The following is a 24,532-nucleotide window of genomic DNA, read 5'->3' on the forward strand; positions in this document are numbered from 1 at the left end:
GGTATAGGTCTCAGCCGTAGGTGTCACGCGGTCCACGGCCCCGCACGCTGTAGGGGCCCTTCCGCCACGACGGGCCCACCGGGCCGACGATCTTCAGGGTGGTGACGACGTTGTCCCCGACCGCCGCGGCGATCTTGGCCAACAGCTGCGCCTGCACCATCCGCAGCTGGGTGGCCCAGGCCGTGGACTCCGCAGTGACGGTCAAGACGCCCTCGTGCAGAGACTTCGGTACCGCGTGGTCGGCGATCTGGTCGCCGACCACGGCGCGCCACCGGCCGAACACCGCGCCCTCGGCGACTTTGGCCGACCAGCCGCGGGTACGCGCCAAATCACTGGTGGCCGCCCCAAGTGTTTGTGGATCCCGGGCGTCGGGTCCCGGCCCGGACCATCGGCGCCGTCCGGCGCCCGGCTTGCGACGCGGGGCGGGGGAGGGGCGGCCGCGACCGACCTCCTTGCCCTGCACACGCGCGGCGCCGCGGGCCTCCTCCAACGTGCGGCGCACCAGGTCCATGCCCTTCAACCCGGCCAGGTGTGCGGGCGGACCCATGCGGTCGTCCTCGTCGCCGTCAGTCATGAGCGCACCTCGGAGATCCGGCCGGAGTCGCTGTCGGTCATGTCGATCCGAACGCGCCGGGCATCCCAGTCGACGGGGATGTCGTCGTCGACGGCCGCAGTGACCAATACCTGCTCGGCCGACGCGGCCACCTGGGCCAGCGCCCGACGCCGCGCGCTGTCGAGTTCGGCGAACACATCGTCGAGCAGCAACACCGGGTCACCTCCCTCGGTCCGGAGCAGTTCGTAGGACGCCAGCCGCAGCGCCAGCGCCATCGACCATGATTCCCCATGGCTGGCGAACCCCTTGGCGATCTGATCCCCGAGCCGTAACTCCAGATCGTCGCGGTGCGGTCCGACAAGACACACACCGCGCTCGAGTTCGGCGTCGCGCCGGCGGCCGAGCTCGTCGAGCAGCGCTTCCTGGAACACCGCCGGGTCGACCGTGCCCGCCGCCGCCTCACTCTCGACGCGATCGACGCCGCTGCGGTAGCGGATGCCCGCGGCCCGCGACGCCGGGGCCAACAATTGGTAAGCCTTCTCCACTTCGGGTGCGAGCGCATTGACCAGTGCAATGCGCGCGGCGATCAGCTCGGCACCGTGGGCGGCCAGATGCCCGTCCCACACGTCGAGGGTCTGCAGCGCCGAACGATCCCCTTTGAACCGGGCCGCCGAGGCGGTCTTGAGCAGTGCGGTGCGTTGCCGCACCACCTTGTCGTAATCAGCTCGCACACCGGCGATTCGGGGCCGACGCGTCGTGGCCAGTTCGTCGAGGAAGCGGCGCCGCTCACCTGGGTCGCCACGCACCAGCGCGAGGTCCTCGGGGGCGAACAACACCGCGCGCAACACCCCGAGGATCTCCCGGGCCGACCGCACCGGCGAACGGTTCAGCCGTGCCTTGTTGGCACGGCCGGCGGTGATGTCGACGTCCACGGCCAGTTCCCGACCGTCGTTGACCACGATCGTGGACACGATCGCGCGATCGGCACCGGCGCGGATCAGCGGTGCGTCGGTGGCCACCCGATGCGAGGACAGGGTCGACGAATACCACAGTGCTTCAACGATGTTCGTCTTACCGTACCCGTTGGGCCCGACGAACACGGTGCGGCCGGGGTCGAGCTCCAACTCCAGACGCGGCCAGGAGCGGAAATCGGTCAGCGTGAGCCGGCGAACATACACCGCGTCACTCCGTCATCCCGACTCACTGATCCGCTGCACCGCGTGCCCACCGAACTGGTTGCGCAACGCGGCGACGGCTTTCATGGTCGGCGAATCGTCTTGGCGTGACAGGAATCTGGCGAACAGTGCGGCAGCGATGCTCGGCACCGGAACCCGGAGACGGATGGCTTCTTCCACCGTCCACCGGCCCTCACCGGAGTCCTCGGTGTAGCCGCTGATCTGCGCCAGGCCCGGGTCCTCACGCAGCGCCTTGGCCAACAGTTGTTGCAGCCAGGACCGCACCACGGTGCCGTTGGTCCACGCCTGGTAGACGGCCTGCGGGTCACGCACGAGATCCTCGGCGGCGAGCATCTCGTACCCCTCCGCATACGCGGTCATCAGCGCGTATTCGACGCCGTTGTGCACCATCTTCGCGAAATGCCCGGCACCCACCGCTCCCACGTGGACGAACCCGTCCGCGACGGGACCAGCCGGGCGCAGCGCGTCGAAGATCGGCATGGCGCGCGCGACGTCGTCATCGCTGCCGCCGACCATCAGGCCGTATCCCTCGGTCAGGCCCCACACACCACCGGACACGCCGGCATCGATGAACGCGATCCCGTTGTCCGCCAACAGTTTCGCGTGCGGTTCGTCCTCGGTGTAGCGGGAGTTCCCGCCGTCGATCACCAGATCGCCGTCCTCGAGGATCTCCGCAAGCTCCACGATGGTCTGGTGGGTGACCGTTCCGGAGGGCACCATCACCCACACCACCCGCGGTGCGGTCAGCGCGGCGGCCAGGTTGGCCAGCGACGACACGTCGGAGACCTCGGGTCGCGGGTCGAACCCGACGACGTCGTGTCCGGCGTCGCGCAACCGAGACCGCATGTTGAATCCCATTTTGCCCAGGCCGACCAGACCTACCTGCACCGTCTGCGCCTCCTGTTCGCGGTCGCGTCGGTCAGCCGGGGAGGCGGACCGGCATCAACAGATATACATATTCGGTCTGCGCGGCCGGGTACGGTCCGCTGCCGCTGACCTCCGCGTCGTCCGCACCGGCCGGACGCAGCACCGCGGGACGGCTCGGCGTGGTGAACCCGAAGGTGACCCGCTCGGAGTGCAGCGAGCCCAGCCCGTCGGTGAGGTAGGTCGGGTTGAACGCGATCGTCAGCGGTTCGCCGCTGAACTGCACCTGCAGATCCTCCTCGGCGCGGCCGACGTCATCGGCACCGGCCGACAGATGCAGGGTGTCCTCGGAGAATTCCATGCGGACCTGGGCCCCGCGGTCGGCGACCAGCGCCACACGCTTGATGGCCTCGGTCAGCTCAGCGACACCGACAGTGGCCACGGCGGTGTGCTCGGTGGGCAGCAGCTGGCGGAACTTCGGGAATTCGGCGTCGAGCAGCCGAGTGGTGGAGCGTTTGCCCTTGCTCCGGATCCCGAGCAGTCCCTCCTTGCCCACGCTGGGACCGGCACCGAGCGCGAGGTGGACTTCGGAGCCGTCGGTGCCGGCGCGCGCGGCCTCGGCCAGGGTTTTGGCAGGTACCAGCACCGCAGCCTCCACGCCGGGCGTCGATGTCGACCAGGTCAGTTCACGCACGGCCAGACGGAAACGGTCGGTGGCGGCGAGAACGACTTTCTCCCCGGCGATCTCGACGCGGATACCCGTGAGCATCGGCAACGTGTCATCGCGGCCGGCGGCGACGGCGACCTGACCGATGGCCTCGGCGAACAGGTCCGCCGACACCACACCGGTCTCGTCGGGCAGCGTGGGCAGCGTGGGATAGTCCTCGACGGCCATCGTCGGCAGCGAGAACCTGGCGCTGCCGCAGCTCAGGGCCACCCGTGTGCCTTCCACGCTGACGTCGACCGGCTTGGCCGGCAGCGATCGCACAATGTCAGAGAGCAACCGGCCGGACACCAAAACGCTTCCCGGAGAGGCGATTTCGGCAGGAATCTGCACCTCGGCCGAGACCTCGTAGTCGAATCCGGAGATCGTCAGGCCCTCGTCGGACCCGGTGAGCAGCACGCCGGCCAGCACGGGCACCGTTGGGCGGGAGGGCAGGTTGCGGGCCACCCAGGCGACTGCATCGGCGAAGTCCTCGCGGGTCAGCCGAAATTTCAGATCGGTCAGACCTGCAGTTGTCGTCGCCACGTCCATAGCGTCCCTTCGATGAAACACCCCGATAAGCCTGGTGCAGCGATGTCCCGGGTCGCCGGGCACGCCGCATCCGGCGTGTCATGACGACCGGAACGGCTGTCGATGAACCACCGTAGATCGTCGGGCTCCAATCTGAAAGCCAAACGGGTGCTCCGACCGGGACGCACGACACCCCGGCACACCGGGGCCGGTGAATCGTTTCTCCCCAACAGCCTTCTTCTGAAGAAAATCTAGAGAGAGAACTCAGTATCAGTAATAGGCATTGTGGAATCTGGGGATAACCGGTGCTTTGTGCAGGCCAGCCGCATCGCGCCGGTGTGAGCGGGCTGGGGAGATCCTCGGCATCGTTGTGCCGGGGATGGGGACGGCCGTGCGGTTGTGGACGAGGGATCACAAACTTCGGTGATTCATCGGCAGGTTGTCCACAGACCGTGCACAGGCAGCGCTGTGGCGGCTGTGACTGGGGTGGCCAGAGTTTTTGTGTCGTTCGGGCGACGCGCCGGGCAGCACGGCACGCGACACGCCGCGACGAGGCAGCGCGAAAGGGAAGAGGGGGTCAGCGCTTGGCGCGCTGACGGATGCGGGTCGTCAGTTCTTTGACGTGATCGAAGATCTCACGTCGTTCGGCCATCTCGGCGCGAATCTTCTTCTCCGCGTACATGACTGTGGTGTGGTCGCGGCCGAACGCCTGACCGATCTTGGGCAGCGACAGGTCGGTGAGCTCCCGGCACAGATACATCGCGATCTGCCGGGCCTGAGCCAACGCTCGGGTCTTGCCCGGTCCGCGCAGCTCGTCGACGCTGGTCTCGAAGTACTCGGCGGTGGCCGCCATGATCGCCGCGGTGCTGATCTGCATGGTCGACGGATCGGAGATCAGGTCGCGGAGCACGATCTCGGCCAACGACTTGTCGATCAACGTCTTGTTCAGCGACGCGAACGCCGTGACCCGGATCAGGGCGCCCTCGAGTTCGCGAATGTTGCGTTCGATCCGGCTGGCGATCAGTTCGAGGACGTCGTCGGGGACGTCGAGGTTGTCCATCTGCGCCTTCTTGCGCAGGATCGCGATGCGCGTCTCGAGCTCGGGCGGCTGGACGTCGGTGATCAGGCCCCACTCGAAGCGCGTCCGCAGCCGGTCTTCGAGGGTGGCGAGCTGCTTGGGCGGCCGATCGGAGGAGATGACGATCTGCTTGTTCGCGTTGTGCAGCGTATTGAAGGTGTGGAAGAACTCCTCCTGGATTCCGTCCTTGCCCTCGATGAACTGGATGTCGTCGACCAGAAGCACGTCGATGTCGCGGTAGGTCCGCTTGAACGATGCCCGGCGGTCGTCGCGCAGCGAGTTGATGAAGTCGTTGGTGAATTCCTCGGTGGAGACGTACTTCACCCGCATTCCCGGAAACAGCCGCTGCGCATAGTTACCGGCGGCATGGAGCAGGTGCGTCTTGCCCAGCCCGGACTCACCCCAGATGAACAGCGGGTTGTAGGCACGGGCAGGTGCTTCGGCGATGGCCAGCGACGCGGCGTGGGCGAACCGGTTGGAGGCACCGATGACGAACGTGTCGAAGGTGTAGCGCCGGTTGAGATTGATCGCGGTCGGATCGTCGTCGTCGGTGCTCTTGGTGCGGTTCGACAGGTAGCTCGGCCAGTTCGCCTCGGCGCTGGCGCGCGCGGCGAGATCGTCGTCGACGAGGTCTTCGGCCGGATCCGCAGTGTCGGTATCGGTGACCGGGAAACCGTTCTGAGTGTCCTCAGCCGACGGCGCGGCCGGCGGGTCGTCGATGCGAACCCCCAGTTCCACCCGCTGACCGAGCTGGCGACTCAACGCGGCGATGATCGGCTCACGCAGATGACGTTCGATCTCGTTCTGGACGAACGGCGTCGGCACCGACAACAGGGCGAAGCCCTCAGTGATGACCAGCGGCTGCACGAGCTTGAGCCAGGCACGCTGCTGCGGGGTCAACGCTCCACCGGACGGGCTGCCCGAACCGTTGAGTTCGGCGACCACGTTGTTCCAAATGGAAACGAAAGGGGGGTCGGGGTCAGCCGTCATCGACAAGCACCCCCTCGCCGGCCGTCCGAGAACGGCCAATTGAACGAAGACGAACTGTCCACAAAGTTATCCACAACCTGTGGATGGGACATCGTCGTCGCTCGGTCGTCTATCGGCGGGAACACCGCGGGTCGGAGCTTCTCACGGATCAGGCGCATTCAGTGGGCTCGCGACGGCGTCGCATGTCCTCGCTTCGTTTGTCTGTCGCCGCTCCATTCGGAATCGGCTCTGCCAGAAGCTAACAGTTTTCTCTCCGGGTGCCAACAGTTCGGCAACATTGTCCGGAGACGGATTGTGGTCTGTGCCAAGAGGTCCTGACGAACGTGACACCAGTGACATCTGTGATGATTCTGATCAGGCGGGATGGGCAGCTGCGGACGGTCGGAGGGCCGTGATGGAGGCCGGTCGAGCAGGTTTGACCCAGGGAAAACTCGTCAGTACCCTCGAACAGTCGCCCGTACGTGGCGATACGGCTGCGACCCGGTCCTCGGGGGACCGCGCCGGCTAACAATGCGAGACGGACGAGCTTAACAACGGCCGATCGCGTGAACGTGTGCCACGAGAGTCGGCGGGCGGTCGCGCGGGGGCCAGACTCAGCAAGGAGTGACTGTCGTGGCCAAGGGCAAGCGAACCTTCCAGCCCAACAACCGCCGCCGCGCGCGCGTGCATGGGTTCCGGTTGCGGATGCGCACCCGTGCCGGCCGCGCGATCGTGTCCGATCGTCGCCGCAAGGGCCGTCGTTCACTGACTGCGTGACCCGGTCCGAGGTCTGACGCGGTGCTTCCGGCGCAACACCGGATGACGCGGTCGGCCGAATTCGGAGCCACAGTAGGTCGGGGAGTGCGGGCAGCACAGCCCGACCTCGTCGTCTACACGTTGCGTTCCGATGCCTCCGGTGTTCCCGGACCGAGAATCGGCCTGGTCGTCTCCAAAGCAGTGGGTAACGCGGTGCAGCGACACCGGGTGTCCCGGCGCCTGCGCCACGTGGCCCGTTCCGTCCTGCCCGAACTTGACCCCGCCGATCGGGTCGTTATCAGGGCACTGCCCGGCAGCCGCGACGCAGTGTCGCCGCGCCTGGAACAGCAACTGCGCACCGCGCTGCGTCGCATCCGGCAGCGGCAGGGAGCCGCGACGTGACCGCCCGGCCAGTCCGCGCCATCATCTTTCTGATTCAGCTCTACCGCCACACGATCTCCCCGCTGCGGCTGCCCACGTGTCGGTTCATGCCGACCTGTAGTCAGTACGCCGTCGACGCGTTCACCGAATTCGGCCTGTGGCGCGGGGGCTGGTTGGCCACCGTGCGCCTGCTCAAGTGCGGGCCGTGGCACGCAGGAGGGTGGGACCCGATCCCGGACCGCCATCCCGGCCGCAGTCACAGTGACGCAATGGCCGAATGTGGTTGCGGCAGACCCCAAGACCATGCCGATGACCGGAACCGCCCGGTATCTCAAGGGAAGAGTCAACGCAGTGTTTAACTTCTTCAGCCTCGACATCATCTACTACCCGGTGTCGGCGATCATGTGGGTCTGGTACAAGGCGTTCGCCTTCCTGCTGGGCCCGTCGAACTTCTTCGCCTGGGCCCTGTCGGTGATGTTCCTGGTGTTCACGCTGCGCGCGATCCTCTACAAGCCCTTCGTGAAGCAGATCCGCACCACGCGGCAGATGCAGGAACTGCAGCCGCAGATCAAGGCGCTGCAGAAGAAGTACGGCAAGGACCGCCAGCGCATGGCGCTGGAGATGCAGAAGCTGCAGAAGGAGCACGGGTTCAACCCGATCCTCGGCTGTCTGCCGATGCTCGCGCAGGTGCCGGTGTTCCTCGGTCTGTTCCACGTACTGCGTTCGTTCAACCGGACCCAGGGCGGCTTCGGTCAGGTCCAGCTCACGGTCGAGCAGAACCGGGCCACCGGCAACTATGTCTTCAGCCCGACCGACGTCGCGAACTTCCTCGACGCCAACCTGTTCGGTGCGCCGTTGAGCGCCACCATGATCCAGACCACGGGTCTGGACGCGTTCACCGAATTCAACCGTGCGGCCGTGATCGGTGTCGGTTTGCCGATCATGATCCTGGCCGGCATCGCGACGTACTTCAACAGCCGTGCCTCGGTGGCCCGGCAGAGTCCGGAGGCGGCCGCCAACCCGCAGACCGCGATGATGAACAAGCTCGCGCTGTACGTCTTCCCGCTGGGCGTCGTCGTCGGTGGTCCGTTCCTGCCGCTCGCGGTGATCATGTACTGGCTCGCCAACAACATCTGGACCTTCGGTCAGCAGCACTACGTGTTCGGCAAGATCGAGAAGGAAGAAGAACTCAAGAAGCAGGAAGCGCTGGAGCGCCGGGCCGCCAATGCGCCGGCCCCGGGTTCCAAGCCCGCGCGGAAGAAGAAGAGCGCGGCGAGTGCGGAGACCACTCAGGCACCGGATGCGAGCACCGAGGACGGGGAGAAGCCGGCGGCGGGTTCGGCCGAGCCCCCGGCACCCAAGACCGGAAACAACGCGCAGAAGGCCCCGGGGTCTGCGGCGGCGAAGACTGCGGTGAACCGCACGCCCAAACCCGGCGCCGGCACGAAGAAGAAGAAGAAGCGTTGACACGCGGCCGGGCCGCGGACGAGAAAGAGGTAGACATGACCGACACCGAGACCACAGAACGTAACGAGGACGAGCGGGTCGACGCCGAGGGTGAGTCGACGAGCACCGGTGACGATCTGGAGGAGCGCTTGGTCGCCGAAGGCGAGATCGCCGGCGACTATCTCGAAGAGCTGTTGGATCTGCTGGACTTCGACGGTGACATCGACCTGGATGTGGAGGGCGACCGCGCTGTCGTCAGCATCGACGGCGGGACCGATCTGAACAAGCTCGTGGGGCGTAAGGGTGAGGTGCTCGACGCGCTGCAGGAGCTGACCCGGCTGGCGGTGCATCAGAAGACCGGCGAACGCAGCCGGCTGATGCTGGACATCGCGCAGTGGCGCAAGCGTCGGCGCGACGAGCTGGCCGCACTCGGGCAGAAGGTTGCTCGCCGCGTGCTGGAGACGGGGGAGCGTGAGGAGCTCGCTCCGATGACCCCGTTCGAGCGCAAGATCGTGCACGATGCGGTGGCGGCTGTCGACGGTGTGCACAGCGAGAGCGAGGGTGTGGAGCCGTCGCGCCGCGTGGTCGTGCTGATCGACTGAGAGTTACATAAATGTAGTTCTGGCCGGCGCGAGGGAGGATGTTTCACGTGAAACGTGCGGACGTGCCCCAGCCGCCGGAGGCGGTGCACGACGTGTTTGGCGACCGTGCCGACGTTGCGGTGCAGTACGCGGAAATCCTCGCGGGGGCCGGCGTCGAACGCGGTCTGCTCGGTCCCCGGGAGGTGGACCGGCTCTGGGAACGGCACATCCTCAACAGTGCGGTGCTCGGCGAATTGTTCACCCCGGGAGAGCACGTCGCCGACATCGGCAGCGGCGCCGGCCTGCCCGGGATACCGCTGGCACTCGCGCGCCCCGATGTCGCGGTGACCTTGATCGAGCCGCTGCTACGCCGCAGCGACTTCCTCCGCGAAGCCGTGGCGCTGCTCGGTGTGGATTGCACGGTGGTGCGTGGCCGCGCGGAGGACCCGTCAGTGCGCGACGCGGCAGGGGAGATGGACGCGGTCGTGTCACGAGCGGTGGCATCGCTCGACAAGATCGCGGCTTGGAGCGCGCCGCTGCTGCGGACCGGAGGCAGGATGGTGGCGATGAAGGGGGAGCGGGCGGCCGAAGAGATCGGTGAGCATCGACGTGCGCTGACGGCCGCCGGCTTCGACGGAGTCCGCGTCGCGGTCTGCGGTGCGGATTACGTCGACCCACCGGCGACAGTCGTCATAGGGTCATTGGTGAAGAAGTCGGCGCCACGGCAGCCGGGAAGGAGACGCGGGTGAACTCAGGTCCCGGCGACGCGGAAGCGCCCGATGTTTCACGTGAAACGTGGACGGTGCAGGAGGTCGACACCCCGATCGGCGCGGAAGCGGAACGAGCGGTGCGCGTCCTGCACGCGGCGACGCGCAGCGGTCTGCCGAAGCCCCAACGGCAACGGGTGTTCACGATCGCCAACCAGAAGGGCGGGGTCGGGAAGACCACGACCGCCGTCAACATCGCCGCGGCGCTGGCGCTGCAGGGCGCCAACACGTTGGTGATCGATCTGGACCCGCAGGGCAACGCGAGCACCGCACTCGGCATCGAACACCGGCCCGGGACCCCGTCGTCCTACGAGGTGTTGATCGGCGAGATCCCCCTCGAAGAGGCACTGCAACGCAGTCCGCACAACGAGCGGCTGTACTGCGTCCCGGCGACCATCGACCTCGCCGGCGCCGAGATCGAACTCGTGAGCATGGTCGCCCGGGAGGGGCGGTTGCGGAACGCGCTGAGCGAGTTGAAGAACTACGACTTCGACTACGTCTTCATCGACTGCCCACCCTCGCTCGGGTTACTCACCATCAACGCTCTGGTCGCAGCGCCCGAGGTGCTGATCCCGATCCAGTGTGAGTACTACGCCCTCGAAGGTGTGGGCCAGTTGCTGCGCAACATCGAGATGGTCAAGGCCCACCTGAACCCGCAGTTGGACGTCACCACGGTGGTGCTGACGATGTACGACGGCCGGACGAAGCTGGCCGATCAGGTCGCCTCCGACGTCCGGGACCACTTCGGCGACAAGGTGTTGCGCACGGTCATCCCGCGGAGCGTCAAGGTGTCCGAGGCACCGGGATACGGGATGACCATCATCGACTACGACCCGGGATCGCGCGGCGCCATGAGCTATCTCGACGCGAGCCGGGAGTTGGCGGCACGAGGCGCCGCAGAGGCCGCGCGGTGAAGTCGGCCGAGTGCACCGTGAGTGTGAAGAGAAGAGGGGATCGATGAACAATCCGGCGCGCAAGCGGAGCGGTCTCGGACGTGGCCTGGCTTCGCTGATCCCCACCGGACCGCCGGAGGATGGCGAGCGGGCGACCACCGGTCCCCGGATGGGCGACGCCGCCGCGGACGTCGTGCTCGGCGGTGGCCCGATGCCGGCGGCCGAGAACCCCGCCGGTGCGGTGTACCGCGAGATCCCGCCGTCGCAGATCGAGCCGAATCCGCGGCAGCCGCGCCAGGTGTTCGACGAGGAGGCGCTGTCGGAGCTCGTGCACTCCATCAAGGAGTTCGGGCTGATGCAGCCCATCGTGGTGCGTGCGCTCCCGCCGGGACCCGACCAGACCCCGCGCTATCAACTGGTGATGGGGGAGCGTCGGTGGCGGGCCTCGCAGGAGGCCGGGGTGGCGACCATCCCGGCGATCGTGCGCGAGACAGCCGACGACAGCATGCTGCGCGACGCGCTGCTGGAGAACATCCACCGGGTGCAACTGAACCCGCTCGAAGAGGCCGCGGCGTATCAGCAGCTGCTCGACGAGTTCGGGGTCACCCACGACGAACTCGCGTCACGGATCGGCCGGTCGCGGCCCGTCATCACCAACATGATCCGGCTGCTGCGGCTCCCGATCGCGGTGCAGCGGCGGGTGGCCGCCGGCGTCCTGTCCGCCGGCCATGCTCGGGCCCTGCTGGCGCTCGAAGCCGGTCCGGAGGCCCAGGAGGAGCTCGCGGCGCGGATCGTGGCCGAAGGGTTGTCCGTCCGCGCGACCGAGGAAGCGGTGACGCTGGCCAACCGGGACGGCGGAAGCACCCCGCCCGCCCCGCGCCGTAAGCCGATCCAGATGCCGGGCCTGCAGGATGTCGCCGAGCAGCTCTCGACCGCGTTCGACACCCGCGTGACCGTCAGCTTGGGCAAGCGCAAAGGCAAGATCGTGGTCGAATTCGGTTCGGTGGACGATCTGCAACGCATTGTCGAGTTGATGAACGCGTCGAAGCCGTGACCGATCACCCGGGCGAATTACGTCACTGTGACACGAAACCGGTGTCCGGGTGGGCGCTCAGCGCTTCCTGCGTCAAAACTGCTGAGCGACAACGCGATTCATTCCTGGCCTCGGACGGCGACCGTGACCGGGCGCGAATCACGCCCCGGTTGCGCCGGGCTTCTATCCTGGAGTGGCAGTCGCGCCGCTCGGCGCGGCGGAGACCTCCGGGAGCGTAGTGACCACTCGCATCACGCCTCTTCGACTCGAGTCCTTCGAGCAGCTACCCAAGCATGCCCGGCGGTGCACCTACTGGGAGGTCGACCCGTCCACGCTCCCGGGAGAAGACCACCTCGCTGACCCGGAGTTCGAGAAGGAAGCATGGCTGTCGATGGTCATGCTCGAGTGGGGTTCCTGCGGTCAGGTCGCGGTCCGCGCCCGCGGCGACGACGACCGGCCGGGGGAAGAGCCCTCGGACGACGAGCCGTGCCTCGGATACGTGTTCTATGCGCCACCGCGCTCGGTACCGCGCGCGGCCCGGTTCCCGACCGGCCCGGTGAGCGCCGACGCGATCCTGCTGACCACGCTCGGTATCGAGGCCGGCCAGGACACCGAGGGTCTGACCCGCACCTTGATCACCGCGGTGATCGGTGACCTGGTCCGCCGCGGGGTGCGCGCACTGGAGGCCTTCGGTCGCACCGCGGAAGTGGAGGAGTTGGAGGCACCGGCGACGGTGCCCGACGAGGTCCGTCCGGTGCTGGCGGTGCTGGGGGAGTGCACGGTCGGCCATTGCGTGTTGGCCAGCGACCTACTCCTCGACGCCGGGTTCGAGGTGGTGTCCCATCACCGGTATTTCCCGCGGCTGCGGCTGGAGCTCGAGCAGGGACTGGGGTGGAAGGCCGGCGTGGAGGCGGCGCTGGAGCGGCTCCTGCTCAGCGCGCAGCTCGAACAGCCGGTAGGGGCCGGGCAGGGAGCTGCGCTCAGCTGTGGCGAGCCTGCTCGACGGCCAGTTCGTGGGCCAGCAGTTCCGCGAACGTGAATGTCCCTGTGGGACGGTCGTTTTTGCCCAGCAGATAGAGCCGCTTGACGGCGGCGAGGATGCCCTCGGCTATCGCGTCGCGTGCCGACGGGGTCACCAAAGTGGCACGGTCGTCCGGATTGCTGATGTAGCCGACGTCGACCTGCACGGTCGGCATCCGGGTCAGTCGGAGCAGGTCCCAGGTGCGTCCATGTACCCGACAGTCACGTAATCCGGTGCGCGCCACGACTTCTCGCTGGATGAAGTCGGCCAGGTTGCGTCCGATGGTGGACACCGAGCCGTGTGAGTTGCCGAAGTGGAACGACGCCACCCCGTTGGCGGCCGGGCTCGACTGGGTTTCGCAGCGGAGGCTGATCATCAGATCGGCACCGACGGTGTTGGCGGTGGCGGCCCGTTCGGCATCGCTCGGGGCGGTATGCATCGACCGGGACAGGAACGTGTCCATGCCGATCGCGGTCATCCGGCCCTCGAGCCGACTGGCCAAGTCCCACAGGATCTCTGCTTCGCTGATCGGGCCGGCGGGACCGTTCATGATCAGTCCGTGGTCGGTGCCGCCGCGGCCGGGATCGATGATGATGCGCTTGCCGGACAGCCGCGGACCGGAACTGCGCACGAGTTCCTCTTCCCGGATGGCGTGCGGAGAGCCGCCGGTGACGCGGGAGCCGAGGAAGTACAGGGAGCGCAGGGTCTCCGGACCGCAGATGCCGTCCGGGTACAGGCCGTACTCACGCTGGTAGGACATCAGGGCGTTGTGGGTCTGCAGCCCGAAATGGCCGTCGACCAGGCCGGTGTAGAAGCCGAGGTCCTGCAGCCTGGCCTGCAGGGTGGCGACGTCGTCGCCGTACATCGGCGCACCGAACTGGTGGTTGAGCACGCGCGCCCCCAGCCGGTAGGAGGCCTCTTTGAGTGCACGGAACGTCGCCTCACCGACGATGCCGTCGACCAACAGGCCGCGGTGCTGCTGAAACGCGCGCACGGCGTGATCGAGCTCATCGTCGAACAGGTCGGCCACCACATGTCTTCCGGTGGTCAGGTCGGACTCCGCGTCGTCGATCATGCCGAGGGCCGCCAGGGCCGACCGGATCTCGGTGACCGCACCCCCGCGGTCACCGCGACGCAGACTCGACATGGACCGATTGTCTCAGACAGCCAACGGAATCAGAAAAACCCAGGCCCGCGACAGTCATCGAATATGGCAACCGTGCGGTCACAGACAGGTGTCTGACGACTGTCGGTGACGTCAGAGCACGTCGCTGATCTCGCGCAACAGCGCCGCTTTGCCTTTCGCGCCGACGATCCGCTTCACCGGCTCGCCGTCCTTGAACAGGATCATCGTGGGGATCGACACGACCTGGAAGTCACGCGCGGTGGCCGGGTTCTCATCGACGTCGATTTTCGCCACCCGCAGCACATCGGCCTTCTCCGCGGCGATCTCCTCGAGCACCGGCGCGACCATCTTGCACGGCCCGCACCACGTGGCCCAGAAGTCCACGAGCACGGGGCTGCTGCTCGACAGCACCTCGGTAGAGAACGAATCGTCGGTCACGGTCACCGTTTTGGCATCGCTCACTGATGCGCTCCTATCAGGTCACTGTCTTCGGTTGTGGTGGAGGTTCTTTCGCCGGGCTCGGCATGCTCGGCCAGCCAGCGCTCGGCGTCGATCGAAGCCGCACAACCACTTCCGGCAGCGGTGATGGCCTGTCGGTAGGTGTGGTCCACGAGATCGCCTGCGGCAAAGACACCTTCGATGGAGGTGTAGGTGGTCCGGCCCTCCACCACGACGTAGCCGGCGTCGTCCAGATCGACCTGGCCGCGGACCAGTTCCGAGCGCGGATCGTGACCGATGGCCACGAACACACCGGTGACGGCCCGCTCGGACTCCTCACCGGTGACGGTGTTACGGAGCCGGATGCCGGTGACCTTGGGATCGCCGTCGATCGCGACGACCTCGGTGTTGGTCAGGAAGGTGATCTTCTCGTTGGCCTGGGCACGTTCGAGCATGATCTTGGAGGCGCGGAACTCCTCGCGGCGGTGGATCAGGGTGACGCTGCGGGCGAAGCGCGTCAGGAAGGTCGCCTCCTCCATCGCCGAGTCACCGCCGCCGACGACCACGATGTCCTGGTCGCGGAAGAAGAAGCCGTCGCAGGTGGCGCAGGTGCTCACGCCCATGCCGGTCAGGTCGCTCTCCCCGGGTACGCCCAGCTGGCGTGCGGCTGCGCCCATGGCCAGGATGACCGCGCGAGCCGAGTGCGTCTCGTCGCCGACGGTGACGGTCTTGACCGGGCCGGTCAGGTCGACGGCGTCCACGTCCTCCATGCGCAGGTCGGCTCCGAAGCGCAGCGCCTGCTCGCGCATCTGGTCCATCAGCTCGGGGCCCATGATGCCCTCCCGGAAGCCCGGGTAGTTCTCGACCTCGGTGGTGGTCATCAGCGCACCACCGAACTGGCTGCCCTCGAACACCAGGGGGCTGAGCTGGGCGCGCGCGGCGTAGATGGCTGCGGTGTAGCCGGCCGGACCCGAGCCGATGATGATCAGGTCGTGAACCGGGGTGGAGGAAGTCATGAGCACCTTTCTGCCAGCGGCAAGTGGGAGACCTTCGGCTGGGTCAACACCAGGGTAGGCCGGTGTGTTCCGAGGCAGACATCCGGCGCGTCACCGGCAACGTTCGTCGGTGGCGTGCCGCAGCGCGCGCCCGATGCGCTCCACCACCTCGGCGGGAACGTCGGGGGCGTCGGCGGCGCCCAGGTCGGCAACCGCCCGGCGGGCGGCGTCGAGCCCGGCCAGGAGCTCGGCGGCGTGGGGATCGGCGCGGACCCGACGGCGGATGTGGGCCGCGGTGGCGTCGTCGAGCAGACCGGCCTGCAGGTCGGCCAGCACCTCGGGGGTCAGAGGCAGCGCAGGGTCTGATCCGGTCGCGCTGTCCATGGCCCACTCCGTCGGTTGCTCGATCGGTTCGCAGGATAACCGAGCCGACCGGCGCGGGTCACTCGGCGGCGCTGTCGGTGGCCAGGAATTCCAGAGCGGTGGCGAGCTTGGTGCGGGCGCGCGCGCAGCGGCTCTTCACCGTGCCCTCGGCGACGCCGAGCATGCGCGCGGTTTCGGCCACCGAGAATCCCTGCATGTCGACGGCGACCACGGCAGCACGCTGCTCGACCGGTAACCGCAGCAGCGCGCGGTGCACCGTCAGCGCGGTGTCGACGGCGGTGGTGGGGTCGGGGGTGCGCGCCGATTCCTCGTGGAGTTGTTCGTATCCGTGGAACTTGTTGCGGCGCAGTCGATCCAGGCAGGCATTGACGACGATGCGGTAGAGCCAGCTACTGACCGCCGAGTCGTGGCGGAACGTGCCGGCGGCCCGGTGGGCGGCCAACAGCGCGTCCTGCAGCGCGTCGGCGGCATCCTGGGGGTCCCTGCTGGTCAGGATCGCGAGCCGGTAGAGCCGACGATGGTGGCGGTAGAACAGCTCCTCGAACGCGTACCGGTCACCGCCGACGTGCGCGGCGAGCAACTCCCGGTCGCTGCGCGGCCGCTCGGTGTGTCGTCCCCCGAAGATGCCCACAGCCGAACACTAACGGCGGCGCGACGGGTCTCGGCACACCAGTTTCGGCGGGCCTCAGGAGGCCGCGTTGAGCGTGATCTCCGCGATGTCGGTGCGGCTCTCTCCGTCGACCTGCCCGAGCGTGGTGATCCAGACCAGCACGTGGGACGTGGGCTCGGCGTCCTCGACCTCGATGGTGTTGGAGCCCGGCTTGAGGGTGGTCGGGTCGGTCAGCGCGGTGGTGGCGTCCAGTGTCGACGGGGAGGCCGACGACGACGACCGGATCTGCACCGCGGTGCCCGTGCTGTTCAGGTTGATGGTGACCGAACCGATGGTCTCGGGCTCGGACAACTCCAGCATCAGGCCCACCCCGCTCTTGAAGTTCGGGAACGGCACCGCGTCGGTGTAGGTGTCCGTCGGCCACACCGTCGAGGAGTTGCCGTCGATGGCCAGCTCGGCCAGCTCGGGTGCGTCGGCGCCGCCGCCGGGCGAAAAGACGGTCACCCCAACGGGTTCGATCTCAGCACCCGAGGCGCTCTGCTGGGTGTCGTCCTGCTGCTGGGTCGACGAGGGTGCGTTGAGGCCCAGCGCGTCCCCGCCCAGACCGCTGCCGACGTCGCCGAAGATGCGGCTGAGCACCGTGGCCAGCAACACCACCGCGACGATCACCACCGCGGCGCCGACGGTCAGTCCGATGACCAGCCCCTTGCGGCGGCGGGCCTCGGCCTCCGGGTCGGCGTCCTCGGTCCACGGCGGGTCGGGGGCGGCGGCGCGGTCGTCGACGGGCGCGATGTGGTCGGTGCGGTCGGCGATCGCGGTGGCCTGCTGGAGCAGGTTGAGAAGCGTGGGCGCGCTGCGGATGCCGCCGTTCTCCTGCACCGCGTGTGCGGCGGCGGCCGAGATCTGGAACGGGATGTCGCGGTCGATGCTGCGCGGCTCGGCCGGCTGACCGGCGGCGTCGAGCTCGGCCGGCGCGAGCCCGCTCGGCGCGCCGGTCTCGGGCAGTGGCCACCGGTTGACCAGCAGCGCGTAGAGCACCGCGCCGATGCCGCGGATGTCGTCCTCGGGGGACGCGTCGGGCAGGGTGGCCGGGAACGCCAGCGCCACGTCACCGTCGATGCTGACGCGGATGCGGCCGGGGTGGTCGACCGACAGCGCCACACCGTTGCGGTGGGCCACCTCGGCGACCGCGGCCAGCGACTGGATGGCCCGGGCCCCACCGATCGGTGACGGCGCGGTTTCGGCCACCTCGGCCAGCGAGCCGCCGCGGATCCACTCCGAGACCACCAGTCCGCCGGTCGTGATCGGCAGGACGTCGAGCACCCGGGCCACGCCGGGCATGTCGATGCTGCCCAGCCGTTGGGTGCGGTCGAGGATGCCCTGGACCCGCTGGGCGGGCAGCACACCGTCGGGGTCGACGAACGTCAACGCGACCTGACGGTCCAGCGCGGTGTCGAGCGCCTGCCAGAACTGCAGGTGTTCGGGGCCGCCGTGGAAGACCAGCAGGCGGTAGCGACCGTTGGCCAGGGTCGCGCCGGGAATGAGGTGGGGCTCCTCGTTGCCCGGGCCCACGTCGAGACCCTGGGTGGGTGCCGACGGCAGCACCTCGGTGGGCGGGACGTCGGGCTGGAAGTCGTCGGCCGGCGGATGGTCCGGCCGGGTCCCCGAGCCGGTGTCGGTGCCCGGGGACGACAGACGTTGCGTCTCCGGGCTCGGGGAAGAGCCGCCGGCGTATTCGTCGCTCACGGCAGATCCTTTCCGCCTCCGGTCGGGGTGTAGCTCAGGGTACGTCAGCGGTGCCGGCCGGCGTTTCAACCGGCGCACGACGGCGGCCGCCGCAGCGGTGGCCTCGGGAACGTCGGCGCCCACCAGCACCGCTGCGATGATCGGTGTCATCACCAACCCGAGCACGGTCAGCCGGAGCAGCGAGCCGACGCCGCCCCATGCCTCGGTCAGCGCGTCGAGGCCCAGCAGACGGTCGACCAGGTAGGCGATCAGACCCGCGCCGAGCGACGCCGCGATGGTGACCAGCACGGTGCGCACCACGTCGAGGCCCAGGAGGCGACCGTCGGGCGGATCGAGCCGGTTGCGCAGCAGCACGTAGCCGACGGTGGCCCCGGCGAGGAAGCCCAGCCCGTTGGCCAACCCGAGGTAGCCGGCGACCAGGTCCGGGTCGTCGGTCATGTGCGGCGCGGCCAGCGACGCCGCGATCTTGACGATCGTGATCACGATGATCAGCGCGATCGGTGTCCACGGTTCCTCGCGGGCGTAGAACACGCGCAGCTGGAGCAGCACCAGCGCGTACGGGATCAGCGTGAACGCCGACAGGGTGATCGCCATGCCGAGGTAGCCGGCGTCGACGGCACCGAAGTTGCCGTACGCGAACAGGGCGGTGCCGATCGCGGGGCCCCCGACCGTCATGACCGCGACGACCGGGATCAGCGTGATCATGGTCAGCCGCGTGGCCAGCGACAGGTCGGCCAGCACGGCGGGCCCGTCGTCGGCCGCGGCGTTGCGCGACAGCCGGGGCATGACCACGGTCAGCACGGTGACGCCGATGATGCCGAACGGCAGCTGCAGTACCAGCCACGTGTAGTTGTAGATGGCCGGGCCGGACGCGGCCGCGCCGGCGGCGATCTGGTTGCCGACGATCAGGCCGACCTGGCTGATCAGCACGTAGAGCACCATCGCCAGCGCCATCATCGCGAACTTCTTCAGGCGGGCGTCGATGCCCCAGAGCGGTCGCAGGCTGATGCGTTCCCGCCGGATGGCGACGAACAGCACCAAGGCCTGGGCGACCACACCGAGGGTGGTGCCGATGCCGAGCACCAGCAGCTTAGCGTTGCCCATCTCGACCGGGTCGATCGACAGTTCGCCCGGCACCACCAGGTACAGCGCCAGCGTGGCGATGGCCACCACGTTGTTGACCACCGGCGCCCACGCCGGTGGGCCGAAGATGTTGCGGGTGTTCAGGATTGCCATGAACACCGACGAGAGGCCGTAGAAGATGATCTGCGGCAGCAGCAGGTACGCGAACGCGGTGGTCAGCGGTCGGTTCACCTGCGGATCCGACCCGAGCATGAGGTCCACCAGCAGCGGCGCGCCGACGGTGGAGATCACAGTGACGGCGAGCAGCAGCGTGGTGGCCAGGGTCAGCAACCGCCGGATGAACGCGGCCCCGCCGTCGGGGTCGTCGCGTTCGGCGCGGGCGAGGACCGGCACGAAGATCGCGGTGAAGGTGGCCTCCAGCACCAGCGCGGCGATCAGGTTCGGCAGCTGGTTGGCCACGGTGAAGGCACTGGTGAGCGCGGCGCCCAGGATGGCCGCCAGCAGCACGATCCGGGCGAACCCGGTGAGCCTGCTGACCAGCGTGGCGATGGCCATGCCCCACGAGCGGGACACCACCGCGGAGTCCGACAGTTCCTCGCGGGCTTGCGCCGCGCCCGCGGCGGGATGGGCAGCGCTTCCGCGGGCGGGTTGGACCGGGTCAGTCACCGCCGCCGCCGGGGGAGGTGGTGGTGTGCCGGCGCCGCGCGGCGTCGTCTGCTGGGTCGTCGTCGTAGGCCAGCGCGACCTCGATGGGGTCGGGTCGGTCCAGGTCGGCTGGGTCGGGCTGGCCGCGGAAGCGGTGCCACAGCCGGCGGCCGACCAGCAGCGCCAGTACCGCGCCACCCGACAGCGTGATGATGAACAGCACCTTGCCGTAGGCGTTGGAGTGCACCGACAGGCGTGCGGGTTCGCCCAGCGGCAGCCCGTTGGCGGTGCGCAGCGCCACGTCGACGGCGACGCGCTGGGTGAAATGCACCTCGATGGGCACCTTGAGCGGCAGGAAACCCGGCGGGAGCACGATCTCGCCCATGTCGGTGACGGTCATCCCGGGCGGCGCGTCGATGTCCAGCCGCACCCGGATGGGGACCGGCAGGTCGTTGCGCAACGCCAGCGGGAGCGGGCTGCGTTCGGTGGCCAGGGTGTAGGAACCGCCCGGGTTGACGATGGTGACCGCGTTGAACAGGTCCTCGACGGTGCTGCTGACCGTGGTCAGCCGCTGCTGGGCCAGACCGATGCGGGCATTCGGCGGCACCGACAGGCTCAGCGCGCGCAGCATGTCCTCACGCAGGGGGGCGGTGTAGCCCACGCCGGTCAGGCCGGTGCGTTCGTCGGTGGTCAGGGCCGCGGTCAGCCCCCACAGCCGGCCCGTGGTCGCGGCGATACCCGAGACCACCGCGTCGTCGAAGCGGCCGCGCGGGTTGCCCGCAGCCCCGTCGGGTGTGGGAGCGGTGCCGTGCACCGCGGCGGCCTCGTCGATCACCGTGCGCAGGGTGCGCGGCGCGGCCAGGCCGGCGCGGATCGCCGTGCGCACCGCCCCCAGCACCGCGGTGGCGTCGTCGCCGGTCAGATCCCACATCACGGGCGGCACCACCAGCTGGGTGCGCGGCGTCACGTCGGGATTGAGGCTGGGCCACAGCAGCGAGCCGAGCGCATCCTGGCGCCGCGCGACCGCCGAGTCCTGTTTGAGCGGAATGTCCAGCGCCGCACCGAGATACGTGGGGGACTCCGGGGACCGGCCAAGGCTGGCCAGCGCGGCCCCGATGGCGGGGTCGAACGGGGCGTTCACCAGGTTGGGGGTGTAGCGCACCGGGGTGACGGTGGCCGTCTGCGGCGCGATGGTCGTGTCGTCGGCGCTGTCGGCGAGGTCGGCCGCGCTGATCGCCACCGTCGGTCCCTGAGCCGAGAGCAGCTCCACGGACGCGGCGGTCAGTGGGCCGTCGCCGACGACGGTGACACCGCGGGTGGAGGCGATGCCGAGGATCTGGTCGACGATCTCGGCGGCGCCGGTGGTGGCGATGTGCGACAGGCCGGGGTCCCCGACCCGGTGCAGCGCGTCGAGATCGGCCTGGGCGTACGTGGTGGGGGTGACGCACAACCGGGCGGCCACCGCCCGCAGGCGCGCCAGCCAGTCGACGGCGGCCTGCTGGCCGGCGCCGGGACGGGTCGCGGTGCCGCGCCCGGAGTCCGAGCCGTCGTTGACCACATAGCCGCCGGTCATCGCATTGACCGTGACCAGCAGATCAGGGTCGACGGCCAAGCACACCGCCCGGGTCAGCTCACCGTCGGGATCCACCGGAGCGCTGGTGGCGAAGTCGATCGCCGAGAGCATGGCGTCCAGCCGTCCCCCGGGGGCCAGCGAGGCCGCCAGGTCGTCGTCGATCAGCCGGATCGGCGTGGTGCCCCCGGGCGCGCCCGCGGCCAGCCGGGGCCGATCGGCCAGCGGCCACAACACCGTCATCCCGACCGGTCGGGTGATGTCGGGCGGCACGGCCGACTCCAGTGCGCTGGTCTCGGACTCCTCCTCGGGCGGGACACCGAGAACGGGTAGCAGGAACCGGGAGTCGTCGAGGCGGGCGGGTGCGCCGTAGTCCGGAGTGCCGTTGACGTTGACCATCACCGGGTACACGCCCGGCGCATCGACGTCGAGGGACTGCGCCCCGGCCCGCAGCGGATACGTCAGCCGGAACGGCACCTCCTGGCCGCGCGTGAGTTCCGGTGCGACGGTGATGAAGTCGGCGACCGGCTGGTACTGGTCGACATTGCCGGTCAGATCGGTGCGCAACCCGGTGGAGGTGTCCACCGGGTCGGCGCGTTCGAGGCGCACCACGACGTCGCGCACCGACCGGTCCCCGACGTTGCGGATCGTGCCGGTGACCGAGACCAGCGGATCGCTGGTGGTGGTGACCAGATCAGGGGTGACGGTGTCGACGTGGATCTGCAGGAACTGGCGGGTTCCGGGTTGCGCGGCCGTGCCCGGGGCGCCCACCGTCGGCGCGATCGCCAACAGCAGCGCGACGACCGCGGCGAGCAGTCGCGCCAGCGGCCTGCTCACGGTCCTTGACCGCAGCCGTTCGTCCGCCGGCCGGGTGGGGTTTGAGCGGAACCGCCGGGCTTGACGTGGCGCGCGTGCGAGTGCGTCTGCCCGTGGCGCCGTGGGGCGCTGCGCGGCAGCGGGGGAAGCGCATCGGGGCCGTCGGCGTGCAGCTTGTCGATCAACTCGTCGGCCACCTCGGCCAGCCGGCGTTCGTCGGCGTAGGCCAGTCGGGACGGCAGCTCCCGGACCGGGACCCACGCCACCTCGCTGACCTCGACGTCCTCGTCGGACAGCTCTCCACCGGAAAAACGCATCAGATAATGGTGCACGGTCTTGTGCACGCGGCGCCCCTCGGTGACGAACCAGTAGTCGATGCTGCCGAGCGCGGCGAGCACGTCACCCTGGATGCCGGTCTCCTCGGCGACCTCGCGGATCGCGGTCTGTTCGGCCGTCTCACCCATCTCGATGTGCCCTTTGGGCAGCGACCACAGCATGCGTCCGCGCCGGTCGATGCGCCCGATCAACGCGGCGACCTGCCGGTCCTTGGGCCCGTCGAGGCCGTCGATGACCAGGCCGCCGGCCGAGGTCTCGTGCACGGTGCGCAACCGGTCGGGGGCGCGGCGGGGCCGGGGCTTCTGCGATTTGGCGTTGCGGGTGTTCGGGTCGCCGCCGGTCTTGGCCGCGGCGGGCGGGTTCTGCGCGCGCTGCTGTTCGGTGCCCACCGACGCCGCGCCTGCCGCCCGTTGACCGCGCCGCCGCCCTCGGCGCCGGCGTGCTCTGGGCTGCTCGCCTTCCGACACCCCAGCGATATTAGCTGTCATGAACGGCCGTCAACGCGACACTCGCCGGTCGGTGACATGCCTGTGACCAGTAGGCTCACCGGACGTGTCCGACCCTGCCCGAGATCGCCGTTCCGACGTGGAACTGCTGGCCGCCGCTCAGATTTCTCTGAACCGGCACGCCGGCGTCCTCGCCGAGCTCGGCGCTCTGTTCGCCGAGAACGGGCACCAGCTGTATCTGGTCGGGGGCAGCGTGCGGGACGCACTGCTGGGCCGATTGGGCACCGACCTGGACTTCACCACCGACGCGCGACCCGAGCAGATGCAGCGCTTCCTGCGCGGATGGGCCGACGCGCTGTGGGACACCGGCATCGAGTTCGGCACCCTGGGCGTCGGCAAGAACGGCGACCGGCTGGAGCTGACCACCTTCCGCGCCGACAGCTACGACCAGCAGTCCCGCAACCCGCAGGTCCGCTTCGGCGACAACCTCGCCGACGACCTGGTGCGCCGCGACTTCACCGTCAACGCGATGGCCGTGGCGGTGACCGCGCAGGGACCGGGGGAGTTCTTCGACCCGCTCGACGGGTTGTCGGCGCTGCGCGCCGGCGTGCTCGACACCCCGTCGGAGCCGGAGGTGTCGTTCGGCGACGACCCGCTGCGGATGCTGCGTGCGGCGCGCTTCGTCTCGCAGCTCGGTTTCACGGTGGCGCCGCGGGTACGCCGCGCGCTGGAGGAGATGGCTGCGCAGCTGGGCCGGATCACCGCCGAACGCGTGGCCGCCGAACTGGACAAACTGCTGCTCGGCGCAGATCCCGTCGCGGGCATCGACCTGATGGTGGCCACCGGCCTCGGCGACGTGGTGCTCCCGGAAGTCGGCGCGATGCGGATGGCGATCGACGAACACCACCAGCACAAGGACGTCTACCAGCACTCGCTGACGGTGCTGCGGCAGGCGATCGACCTCGAGGACTCCGGCCCCGACCTGGTGCTGCGCTGGGCTGCGCTGCTGCACGACATCGGCAAGCCCGCGACCCGCCGCCTCGAACCCGACGGCGGGGTCAGCTTCCATCACCACGAGGTCGTCGGCGCGAAGATGGCCCGCAAGCGGATGCGCGCGCTGAAGTACTCCAAGCAGATGATCGACGACGTGTCGCAGCTGGTGTACCTGCACCTGCGGTTCCACGGGTACGGCGACGGCCGTTGGACCGACTCGGCGGTGCGGCGCTACGTCACCGACGCCGGGCCGCTGCTGAGCCGGCTGCACAAGCTGGTGCGTGCGGACTGCACCACCCGCAACAAGCGCCGGGCGGCCCGGCTGCAGGCCAACTACGACGATCTGGAACGCCGGATCGAGGAGCTGGCGGCCAAGGAGGACCTGGCCCGGGTACGGCCGGACCTCGACGGCAACGAGATCATGGAGATCCTCGGCATCCCGGCCGGGCCGTTGGTCGGCCGCGCGTGGAACCACCTCAAGGAACTCCGGCTGGACCGCGGGCCGCTGAGTCGCGAGGAAGCGGTCGAGGAACTCGTCGCGTGGTGGAACCGGCAGCAGGGGTAGTGCGTCT

Annotated in this window: 23 protein-coding genes; 10 read left to right on the top strand and 13 right to left on the bottom strand. The window is 68.9% G+C overall.

Annotated elements, in window-relative coordinates; genetic code table 11:
* Positions 1–10: 10 nt before the first annotated feature.
* The 5 genes from ACAG25_RS04350 to dnaA form a co-directional block, all read right to left on the bottom strand.
* Positions 11–574, bottom strand: a complete 564-nt coding sequence (locus ACAG25_RS04350; protein WP_370487068.1) for a DUF721 family protein — start codon at positions 572–574, stop codon at positions 11–13.
* Entirely contained in the window at positions 571–1,731 is a 1,161-nt protein-coding gene (gene recF / locus ACAG25_RS04355) for a DNA replication/repair protein RecF (protein ID WP_370487069.1), read from the bottom strand. Before recF ends, ACAG25_RS04350 begins: the two co-directional genes overlap by 4 nt.
* Before the next feature lie 12 nt (positions 1,732–1,743).
* Complete coding sequence (gnd, locus tag ACAG25_RS04360; protein WP_370487070.1) at positions 1,744–2,637, bottom strand: phosphogluconate dehydrogenase (NAD(+)-dependent, decarboxylating); 894 nt, start codon at positions 2,635–2,637, stop codon at positions 1,744–1,746.
* A 31-nt stretch (positions 2,638–2,668) separates the two neighbouring features.
* On the bottom strand, positions 2,669–3,868 hold the full coding sequence (dnaN, locus tag ACAG25_RS04365) for a DNA polymerase III subunit beta (RefSeq protein ID WP_370487071.1): 1,200 nt from the start codon (positions 3,866–3,868) through the stop codon (positions 2,669–2,671).
* 556 nt (positions 3,869–4,424) lie between these two features.
* Positions 4,425–5,915: a chromosomal replication initiator protein DnaA gene (gene dnaA / locus ACAG25_RS04370; protein ID WP_370487072.1), complete on the bottom strand. Its 1,491-nt coding sequence runs from the start codon at positions 5,913–5,915 to the stop codon at positions 4,425–4,427.
* Between the two features lie 612 nt (positions 5,916–6,527).
* Between dnaA and rpmH the strand changes: the two genes are divergently transcribed.
* The 9 genes from rpmH to ACAG25_RS04415 all read left to right on the top strand — a co-directional run bounded on the left by rpmH (position 6,528) and on the right by ACAG25_RS04415 (position 12,790).
* On the top strand, positions 6,528–6,671 hold the full coding sequence (gene rpmH, locus ACAG25_RS04375) for a 50S ribosomal protein L34 (protein ID WP_014818477.1): 144 nt from the start codon (positions 6,528–6,530) through the stop codon (positions 6,669–6,671).
* 21 nt (positions 6,672–6,692) lie between these two features.
* Positions 6,693–7,052 (top strand): ribonuclease P protein component, encoded by a 360-nt coding sequence (gene rnpA, locus ACAG25_RS04380; RefSeq protein ID WP_370487073.1) that lies wholly within the window; start codon positions 6,693–6,695, stop codon positions 7,050–7,052.
* Positions 7,049–7,390: a membrane protein insertion efficiency factor YidD gene (yidD, locus tag ACAG25_RS04385; protein ID WP_370487074.1), complete on the top strand. Its 342-nt coding sequence runs from the start codon at positions 7,049–7,051 to the stop codon at positions 7,388–7,390. The genes rnpA and yidD overlap by 4 nt, the downstream gene beginning before the upstream one ends.
* The gene (gene yidC / locus ACAG25_RS04390; RefSeq protein ID WP_370487075.1) at positions 7,341–8,498 is read left to right on the top strand and encodes a membrane protein insertase YidC; all 1,158 of its coding nucleotides are present in this window, start codon (positions 7,341–7,343) and stop codon (positions 8,496–8,498) included. The genes yidD and yidC overlap by 50 nt, the downstream gene beginning before the upstream one ends.
* Positions 8,499–8,533: 35 nt before the next feature.
* Positions 8,534–9,079, top strand: coding sequence for a protein jag (locus tag ACAG25_RS04395; protein ID WP_370487076.1), 546 nt, complete (start codon positions 8,534–8,536; stop codon positions 9,077–9,079).
* 47 nt (positions 9,080–9,126) lie between these two features.
* The gene (gene rsmG, locus ACAG25_RS04400; protein WP_370487077.1) at positions 9,127–9,807 is read left to right on the top strand and encodes a 16S rRNA (guanine(527)-N(7))-methyltransferase RsmG; all 681 of its coding nucleotides are present in this window, start codon (positions 9,127–9,129) and stop codon (positions 9,805–9,807) included.
* Positions 9,804–10,739, top strand: coding sequence for a ParA family protein (locus ACAG25_RS04405; RefSeq protein ID WP_370487078.1), 936 nt, complete (start codon positions 9,804–9,806; stop codon positions 10,737–10,739). The genes rsmG and ACAG25_RS04405 overlap by 4 nt, the downstream gene beginning before the upstream one ends.
* 43 nt (positions 10,740–10,782) lie before the next feature.
* Complete coding sequence (locus tag ACAG25_RS04410; protein WP_370487079.1) at positions 10,783–11,772, top strand: ParB/RepB/Spo0J family partition protein; 990 nt, start codon at positions 10,783–10,785, stop codon at positions 11,770–11,772.
* 217 nt (positions 11,773–11,989) lie between these two features.
* Entirely contained in the window at positions 11,990–12,790 is an 801-nt protein-coding gene (locus ACAG25_RS04415; protein WP_370487080.1) for an acetyltransferase, read from the top strand.
* Here the strand turns inward: ACAG25_RS04415 and ACAG25_RS04420 are convergent.
* The 8 genes from ACAG25_RS04420 to ACAG25_RS04455 all read right to left on the bottom strand — a co-directional run bounded on the left by ACAG25_RS04420 (position 12,732) and on the right by ACAG25_RS04455 (position 22,988).
* Positions 12,732–13,919 (bottom strand): N-acetylmuramoyl-L-alanine amidase, encoded by a 1,188-nt coding sequence (locus ACAG25_RS04420; protein WP_370487081.1) that lies wholly within the window; start codon positions 13,917–13,919, stop codon positions 12,732–12,734. The genes ACAG25_RS04415 and ACAG25_RS04420 overlap by 59 nt on opposite strands.
* 111 nt (positions 13,920–14,030) lie before the next feature.
* Positions 14,031–14,360 carry a thioredoxin gene (gene trxA, locus ACAG25_RS04425; RefSeq protein WP_370487082.1) on the bottom strand — a complete coding sequence of 110 codons (330 nt, stop codon included), beginning with the start codon at positions 14,358–14,360 and terminating at the stop codon, positions 14,031–14,033.
* Positions 14,357–15,352 (bottom strand): thioredoxin-disulfide reductase, encoded by a 996-nt coding sequence (trxB, locus tag ACAG25_RS04430; protein WP_370487083.1) that lies wholly within the window; start codon positions 15,350–15,352, stop codon positions 14,357–14,359. Before trxB ends, trxA begins: the two co-directional genes overlap by 4 nt.
* 90 nt (positions 15,353–15,442) lie before the next feature.
* Entirely contained in the window at positions 15,443–15,715 is a 273-nt protein-coding gene (locus ACAG25_RS04435; protein ID WP_370487084.1) for a hypothetical protein, read from the bottom strand.
* A gap of 58 nt (positions 15,716–15,773) precedes the next feature.
* Entirely contained in the window at positions 15,774–16,346 is a 573-nt protein-coding gene (gene sigM, locus ACAG25_RS04440; RefSeq protein WP_370487085.1) for an RNA polymerase sigma factor SigM, read from the bottom strand.
* A 54-nt stretch (positions 16,347–16,400) separates the two neighbouring features.
* Positions 16,401–19,709, bottom strand: coding sequence for a murein biosynthesis integral membrane protein MurJ (gene murJ / locus ACAG25_RS04445; RefSeq protein WP_370487396.1), 3,309 nt, complete (start codon positions 19,707–19,709; stop codon positions 16,401–16,403).
* A gap of 103 nt (positions 19,710–19,812) precedes the next feature.
* On the bottom strand, positions 19,813–22,206 hold the full coding sequence (locus ACAG25_RS04450; protein WP_370487086.1) for a DUF6049 family protein: 2,394 nt from the start codon (positions 22,204–22,206) through the stop codon (positions 19,813–19,815).
* Positions 22,203–22,988, bottom strand: a complete 786-nt coding sequence (locus ACAG25_RS04455; protein ID WP_370487087.1) for an NUDIX hydrolase — start codon at positions 22,986–22,988, stop codon at positions 22,203–22,205. Before ACAG25_RS04455 ends, ACAG25_RS04450 begins: the two co-directional genes overlap by 4 nt.
* An 85-nt stretch (positions 22,989–23,073) precedes the next feature.
* Between ACAG25_RS04455 and ACAG25_RS04460 the strand changes: the two genes are divergently transcribed.
* Positions 23,074–24,525 (top strand): CCA tRNA nucleotidyltransferase, encoded by a 1,452-nt coding sequence (locus tag ACAG25_RS04460; RefSeq protein ID WP_370487088.1) that lies wholly within the window; start codon positions 23,074–23,076, stop codon positions 24,523–24,525.
* Positions 24,526–24,532: the final 7 nt, after the last annotated feature.

The organism is Mycobacterium sp. pV006 (assembly GCF_041287115.1).
In the GTDB taxonomy this organism is placed as follows: Bacteria; Actinomycetota; Actinomycetes; order Mycobacteriales; family Mycobacteriaceae; genus Mycobacterium.

Coding starts and splice junctions, on each gene's coding strand:
- ACAG25_RS04350 (WP_370487068.1), bottom strand. CDS start 574: ATGACTGACGGCGACGAGGACGACCGCATGGGTCCGCCCGCACACCTG.
- dnaN (WP_370487071.1), bottom strand. CDS start 3,868: ATGGACGTGGCGACGACAACTGCAGGTCTGACCGATCTGAAATTTCGG.
- dnaA (WP_370487072.1), bottom strand. CDS start 5,915: ATGACGGCTGACCCCGACCCCCCTTTCGTTTCCATTTGGAACAACGTG.
- yidC (WP_370487075.1), top strand. CDS start 7,341: ATGACCGGAACCGCCCGGTATCTCAAGGGAAGAGTCAACGCAGTGTTT.
- ACAG25_RS04395 (WP_370487076.1), top strand. CDS start 8,534: ATGACCGACACCGAGACCACAGAACGTAACGAGGACGAGCGGGTCGAC.
- ACAG25_RS04410 (WP_370487079.1), top strand. CDS start 10,783: ATGAACAATCCGGCGCGCAAGCGGAGCGGTCTCGGACGTGGCCTGGCT.
- ACAG25_RS04420 (WP_370487081.1), bottom strand. CDS start 13,919: ATGTCGAGTCTGCGTCGCGGTGACCGCGGGGGTGCGGTCACCGAGATC.
- trxB (WP_370487083.1), bottom strand. CDS start 15,352: ATGACTTCCTCCACCCCGGTTCACGACCTGATCATCATCGGCTCGGGT.
- ACAG25_RS04435 (WP_370487084.1), bottom strand. CDS start 15,715: ATGGACAGCGCGACCGGATCAGACCCTGCGCTGCCTCTGACCCCCGAG.
- murJ (WP_370487396.1), bottom strand. CDS start 19,709: ATGGCCATCGCCACGCTGGTCAGCAGGCTCACCGGGTTCGCCCGGATC.